We start from the raw sequence: 592 nt of genomic DNA, 5'->3' as shown, positions 1-592 counted from the left end.
ATACCAACGATACTAATACGGTAAACACCACCCAGCCAAACAAAACCACAACCACAACCAACAACCACCCAACCACAAAAGCACAAAAACCCACCACCCCAAAACACAAAAACCCACCAACAGCACAACAACCACAAACCCACACAATCCCCCACCCAAAAAAAACACAAACAAAGACAAAACCACCAAAGCCCACAAAAAAAGCACAACCACCACCAACACCCAAATCACAAGCAAACACCCCACCCACAACCACACCCACCCCAACCACACAACAAAACCAAACAACACACCCACCACCACACCAACACCAAAACAACCAACAAAACCAAACCAACCAAAACACCAACCACCAACAACAACACAAACACAACCAACCCACGACAAAAAAACACACACACCACAAAACAAACAACAAAACCCACCACAACCACCAAAACAAACCCCACCACCACCACAAAACACACCCCACCCAACAACAAAACCACACCAACACCAACACCCCCACCACCCAAAACCCCAACCACCCACCCACACAAAAACAACACCAACCCCAACAAAAAAAAAACCAACACCCACCCCCCACACACAC

At 47.3% G+C, this 592-nt stretch carries 2 protein-coding genes; both read right to left on the bottom strand.

Translation table 11 applies throughout. From position 1 onward, the window contains the following. On the bottom strand, positions 1–250 hold a 250-nt coding region (locus ACTHUE_RS19900; RefSeq protein ID WP_440424269.1), incomplete at its 3' end, for a hypothetical protein. Then, positions 228–592, bottom strand: a 365-nt coding sequence (locus tag ACTHUE_RS19895; protein ID WP_440424268.1) for a hypothetical protein, incomplete at its 5' end; no start/stop codon positions are given. The genes ACTHUE_RS19900 and ACTHUE_RS19895, both read right to left, overlap by 23 nt.

This window comes from Neisseria sp. P0021.S005 (genome assembly GCF_051956955.1).
The sequence above is the reverse complement of the archived record's forward strand: the minus strand, read 5'-3'. Positions and strand labels throughout refer to the sequence as shown.